The sequence below is a fragment of the Mycobacterium sp. MS1601 genome (assembly GCF_001984215.1).
GTDB lineage: Bacteria > Actinomycetota > Actinomycetes > Mycobacteriales > Mycobacteriaceae > Mycobacterium.
Window position 1 is genome coordinate 1 of record NZ_CP019425.1, and the last position, 5,086, is coordinate 5,086.

General features: G+C 68.4%; 7 protein-coding genes and 1 pseudogene. All 8 read left to right on the forward strand.

Going from position 1 to position 5,086, the window contains the following annotated elements; translation table 11 throughout:
* Positions 1–252 (forward strand): annotated as a pseudogene (locus BVC93_RS33740) (ParB/RepB/Spo0J family partition protein); the annotation flags it as partial.
* Positions 253–849: 597 nt separating this feature from the next.
* The gene (nrdH, locus tag BVC93_RS32845; RefSeq protein WP_083741850.1) at positions 850–1,095 is read left to right on the forward strand and encodes a glutaredoxin-like protein NrdH; all 246 of its coding nucleotides are present in this window, start codon (positions 850–852) and stop codon (positions 1,093–1,095) included.
* A gap of 29 nt (positions 1,096–1,124) precedes the next feature.
* Positions 1,125–1,763 (forward strand): hypothetical protein, encoded by a 639-nt coding sequence (locus BVC93_RS32850; protein WP_083741851.1) that lies wholly within the window; start codon positions 1,125–1,127, stop codon positions 1,761–1,763.
* Entirely contained in the window at positions 1,760–2,380 is a 621-nt protein-coding gene (locus tag BVC93_RS32855) for a hypothetical protein (RefSeq protein WP_083741852.1), read from the forward strand. The genes BVC93_RS32850 and BVC93_RS32855 overlap by 4 nt, the downstream gene beginning before the upstream one ends.
* Positions 2,380–2,571, forward strand: coding sequence for a hypothetical protein (locus BVC93_RS32860; RefSeq protein ID WP_048424167.1), 192 nt, complete (start codon positions 2,380–2,382; stop codon positions 2,569–2,571). Before BVC93_RS32855 ends, BVC93_RS32860 begins: the two co-directional genes overlap by 1 nt.
* A 78-nt stretch (positions 2,572–2,649) precedes the next feature.
* On the forward strand, positions 2,650–3,321 hold the full coding sequence (locus tag BVC93_RS32865; protein WP_083741853.1) for a hypothetical protein: 672 nt from the start codon (positions 2,650–2,652) through the stop codon (positions 3,319–3,321).
* Between the two features lie 524 nt (positions 3,322–3,845).
* Entirely contained in the window at positions 3,846–4,385 is a 540-nt protein-coding gene (locus tag BVC93_RS32870; RefSeq protein ID WP_083741854.1) for a hypothetical protein, read from the forward strand.
* Between the two features lie 77 nt (positions 4,386–4,462).
* Positions 4,463–4,750, forward strand: coding sequence for a hypothetical protein (locus BVC93_RS32875; protein ID WP_083741855.1), 288 nt, complete (start codon positions 4,463–4,465; stop codon positions 4,748–4,750).
* Positions 4,751–5,086: the final 336 nt, after the last annotated feature.

The following is a 5,086-nucleotide window of genomic DNA, read 5'->3' on the forward strand; positions in this document are numbered from 1 at the left end:
GCCACCGGCGACGGACGCGCCCAGGTGATCACGCTGGCGCTGGTGCTCGGTGCACTGGAAGCCCGTACCGGCAAGGACGCCTGGCGGGGCAGCGGCTGGGGCCACTACGTCGGAGCCGCCGAGCTGCTGCGCTTCCTGGCCGACAACGGCTACCCGCTGGCTGACATTGAGCGCGTCATCCTCGGCGAGCAAACCGCTGATGCACTCTATGACTCGCTGACCGAGCAGTCCGAGCCCGCCGAGGACGATTAGCCCCCACGTCGGGAGGTGGGGCCGGTCAGCGCCGGTCCCACCTCCCGCTGGGGACCGCCATCAGCAGGACCATGGTCGCGCATTTCATCCACGAAATCGACATCGCCGCGACCAGTGCAGCGGAAGCGCCTGACGGCGCTACTGAATAATTTTTCTGACCGCTTTCTCTTTTATCAATTGTGGCCGGCGGCCCGCTCCGCGCAAGGCCACGGATACGGCCTAACGGCCCGGAAACTTTTCCACGAATCCGCTCGCAAAAGACGCTCACGGGGAAAACTTTCCGTCCGGACCTGTGCACTGCGCTGGGCCCTACGCCGGCCATGACATTGATGCGAGAAAGCGCCAAAGAACAGGCAGCACCAAAGCTGAACAGGAGTGTGCGAACCCATGTTACGACCTATTCGAGGGTCCGATACCGACCAGAGCCATACCGGCCGAACGGGTTGCCTTCAGCGTAATTACGCGCTGGTTTTCGCCCGGTCAAAAAAGGTCACAGCTTACCCACAAATAGCCTAATAAATGTTGCCTGACACGCCGAAATTCCGATATAATCGGAATATATAACAGCAATTCGTGGCAACCCTTAAGGAGTGAGAAATGACCGCCATCACCGTCTACACAAAGCCCGCCTGTGTGCAATGCAACGCGACCTTCCGGGCATTGGACAAAGCAGGTGTGGATTACGCGAAAGTCGACATCACCGTCGACAGCGACGCCCGCGACTACGTGATGGGACTGGGCTACCTGCAGGCCCCCGCCGTGGTGGCCGGCGGACAGCACTGGTCCGGTTTCCGGCCCGACCGCATAACTGAGGTCAGCAAAGCCCACCCGCTGAGCGCCTGATCACCGTTGACCACGACAGGAGACCCACGATGTACCAGCTATCCATCGACCACCAAGGCCGGTCGGTCACCACCACCGACCACCCCGACCGCGACGACGCTCACCGCAGCCTCATCAACTACGTCATCGGCGCCGACTACTACCTGCGCCCGCTGCCCACGCACCCCGACACCACCCGCTACGAACTGCTCGCCCTGGCCGAACCCGACAGCCGCGCCACCAGGCCGCATCACACGGGACACGCCACCATCGCCCCGGCCGGTCACGAAGCCAGCGAGACCGCCACCTACCACGCCGCCGTCGCCGCGCAGCGATGGATCACCGACCACCACGACACCTGGCACCACGGGTCCGACACCGACCCCGGAGCGCGCTACCCGCTGGCGGTCCTCACCGCCGCCCGCGCCGAAGGCCACTGCTGGTTCGCCGCTGGCACACTCTGGCGCGAAGCCGCACAGCTGGCCGGAGTCGAGCTGCCCACCGCACCCGATCAGCATGTCCTGGAGACACTGCGCCATCACGCCCTGAGCCAGGCCGGTACTCACCCCAGCCCCGCCGAGCTGGCCGCCGCCGTGCACGCCGCTTTGCCCACCGCCACCACCACCGACCAAGCCAGCGCCCTGACGTGGTGGTATGCCCTGCTGATCTGGGGGGCCACCGCATCATGACCGCCGCGCACCGCGCCCCACTGCACGTCGTCCCCGACAACGACACCGACCGGGCGGCCACCGAAGACTTCGAGCTCAGCGCCGAACCGAGCGGCGAAACCATCGCCGCACGATGGGAGCCGGAAAATCAGCTCCTCGGAGCCCTGCTGTGGATGCCCTACACCCGAGCGCGCACGTTCTGCGACCTCATCCCCGACACCGCCATCTGGCGGCCCATGAACCGCTGGGTCTACGAGATCATCCGCCGCGTCACCGACGCCCGCCGCGACCCCGATCCGGTCACCGTATTGGCCTACGGTCGTCAACACGCCGCCACCCAGTCGCTGGACCCCACTCGCCCCCCGACCGCCGGCCAACACCACCGACTGGCCCTGCATCTGGCCGACCTCTACACCCACACCGTCAGCGCCGCCGCAGCAGCCAACCACGCGCGCGACGTGCTCGACGAGGCGTACCGCCGCGCGGTGCGCGAACACGGAATCCGCATGCAGCAGATGGCCGACAGTGGCGCCGACCGTGCCGACCTCACCACCCACATCGGCACCGCCCGCGACGACCTCGCCGAACTGTGGCGACGCGCCGAAGCGGCCGCCCAGCCCGGATGGGACCAGCCGTGATGAGCCCCGGCCGTACCTCCACCCCGGTCAGCGTCGATCTGCGCATCGCCGCCCGCGCTGGCCAAGCGGTCCAATCCTGCACCGCCCAGGACCACGGCCAATCCGCCCGCACCGCGCACGCCTGGATCGACACCCTGCACAACCGCGCCCGCCGCGCTGCCGAGCGGCAACGTACGCGGTCGCAGCGCTGAGCCTGCGCCCGAACCCGGGTTGTCAGCGGTCGCGCCCACAATGATTCGCAGCACCCACCAGGAAGAAAGGGACTCGCGATGCGGCCCACCCGAGCAGCAACACTGACCGCCCTCGCCGGGACCCTCATCCCCATCACCAGCCTGTTCGCACCCGCGCTCAGCCATGCCGGCGCCTACACCGTCGCCGCCGGCGACGAGATCGCCGTGCACTCGAACACCGGGTCCACCACGTGCACGCTGGGCTACACCTACACCGCCGGGGCCACCACCTATGGGGTCACTGCCGGCCACTGCACTCGAGGTGGCGGCTCCGCAGTATCCGACCACGACAGCGGGGCCACCGGCGCCGTCGCCGTCGCCGTCAACGACCCCGATCCGCTTTTCGACGACTTCGCGCTGATCAACTTCGGCACCAGCCGATCGGTGTCCACGATCAACGGCATGCCCGTCAGCGGCATGGGTGTTCCAGATCCCGCAATCACCGTGTGTCGCAGCGGAATCCGCACCAAGACCGTCTGTGGACAGCTCCACGGGCGGCTACTCGGCTACCAATACAGCGTGACCGGGATGCCCGAAAGCATCCCCGGCGACTCCGGAGCGCCCGTGTGGCAGCCCGCCAGCGACGGCACCGCCACCATCGTCGGTATCTGGCTAGGCGAGCACCACACCCACAGCGGCACCCGCACCGGCCGCTTCACCAGCCTGACCGAATCGCTGACCGATCTGGTCGTCGCCGGCCTGCAGCGCTGACCCCGGGAGCGGGCCGGTGCCCGTGTGCACTGGGAAAGCCGGCGCGCAGCGCCGCCCACATCTATCCACCAAACCCGCGCGCTGGGCTGAGAAACAACCCCGGTCCATTCTCGCCACCGTGTCGATTGCGCGAAATACCGCCTCGCAGAACCTGTTCGGGGTGAAGGCACTTATAGTGCCAGCCACTGACGGCCCGTCACCTCGCCCGCGCCCCACCTGTCAAGCGGCGCCCGGAGGCGCCGATGCCCGCCTGCGGCGGGCGTGGTCCGTAGCCCCTCACCTTTAACCGTTCAGCTGGGTCGCCCAGTGTGACCGACGAGGCCCCGTCACGCGCAACCCACACCCGCGCCGAACTGCGCAGGCCGAGTGACCTTTTCGGCCCTATCAAGCTCGCTGCCGCTCGCGGGCCGAAAACCCTGCTCCGCTCGTCACGGCCTCTTCGAGGTTGCGCGCGCCACCCCGCCGGTCCCCCGCAACCCCAGCGCTAACCGGCGCACCCAACCCGTACACGAACGGAGAACACCATGACCAAGATCGCCATCCCCGAGTCGCACATCGGCATCCCCGCCGGAGCGATCTCCCAGGCCTACGTACGACTGCGCGGCGCCCAACGGCCCGACATCAGCGTCCATCACGCCCACACCGACATCGCCCGCGTCACCCTCACCTGGGGACGCATCCTGTTCACCTTCTTCAACACCCAAGCAGCCCAGGGCGTGCTGGAAGCCTTCGGAGCCGCCCGCCAGGCGCTGGCCGGGCTCCCCGACAACCTCGCCCCGCGCGACCAACAGCCCTACGACGGGCCCGCCATCGGCGTCGACTGGACCCGACGCCCGCCCTACGCCGTCACCCGCCGCGAAGCCCTCACCCCCGACAAGCGACGCACCATCCGCTGGGTCGAGGTCTACATGCGGCCCGTGACATTCCAGATCGTCGACCTCGCCGCCTACCGCAGCGCTGTCGAAGTCCTCCAACTCGCCCACAAAACAGCCGCTGCCGTCTGCCTGGACGGAGACCAACACCGCTTCGATCCCACCGACGCCAGCTACCGCCCGCCCCGGTGATCCACAGGGGCCGCACTTATCCACAACCGGGAGTGCGGCCCCTCCCGCCACCGCCTCCTGGCGGCGATCATCGGAACATGACCATCACCTGGGCAGTGACCAGCAGCGGCCACCGCAGCGAGCAGACCATCATCGGTCTCGGCGACAACCCCGCCCACGCACGCATCCGGCTCACGGCCGCCACCGCGGCCCTGATCGCCCGCGCCGGCGATGACGAATGGCCGCGCTACACACTGCACCTCGGAGCCGACCTCGCCGCCATCATCCAGACCGGCGACGGCGTCGACGGCAGCCCCGACCACACCGCCACCGCCGAGCTCCTCGCCTGCCTGCACCACGACAGCCCCAACCCCTTCACGCCGTAACCCCCGCACACCACACCGCCGCGGTGCGGTGTCTTCGCCGTGCGCGGTCGCCGGCGCACTAGGTGCGACCGGCGGAGGCCCGCCTGCGGCGGGCGTGGTCCGTAGCCCCTCACCTTTAACCGTTCAGCTGGGTCGCCCAGTGTGACCGACGAGGCCCCGTCACGCGCAACCCACACCCGCGCCGAACTGCGCAGGCCGAGTGACCTTTTCGGCCCTATCAAGCTCGCTGCCGCTCGCGGGCCGAAAACCCTGCTCCGCTCGTCGCGGCCTCTTCGAGGTTGCGCGCGCCACCCCGCCGGTCCCCCGCAACCCCAGCGCTAACCGGCGCACCCAACC

Bases quoted from the DNA above. Each gene is read 5' to 3' on its own strand.
- BVC93_RS32850 (WP_083741851.1), top strand. From the start codon at position 1,125: ATGTACCAGCTATCCATCGACCACCAAGGCCGGTCGGTCACCACCACC.
- BVC93_RS32875 (WP_083741855.1), top strand. From the start codon at position 4,463: ATGACCATCACCTGGGCAGTGACCAGCAGCGGCCACCGCAGCGAGCAG.
- BVC93_RS32855 (WP_083741852.1), top strand. From the start codon at position 1,760: ATGACCGCCGCGCACCGCGCCCCACTGCACGTCGTCCCCGACAACGAC.
- BVC93_RS32865 (WP_083741853.1), top strand. From the start codon at position 2,650: ATGCGGCCCACCCGAGCAGCAACACTGACCGCCCTCGCCGGGACCCTC.
- BVC93_RS32860 (WP_048424167.1), top strand. From the start codon at position 2,380: ATGAGCCCCGGCCGTACCTCCACCCCGGTCAGCGTCGATCTGCGCATC.
- BVC93_RS32870 (WP_083741854.1), top strand. From the start codon at position 3,846: ATGACCAAGATCGCCATCCCCGAGTCGCACATCGGCATCCCCGCCGGA.
- nrdH (WP_083741850.1), top strand. From the start codon at position 850: ATGACCGCCATCACCGTCTACACAAAGCCCGCCTGTGTGCAATGCAAC.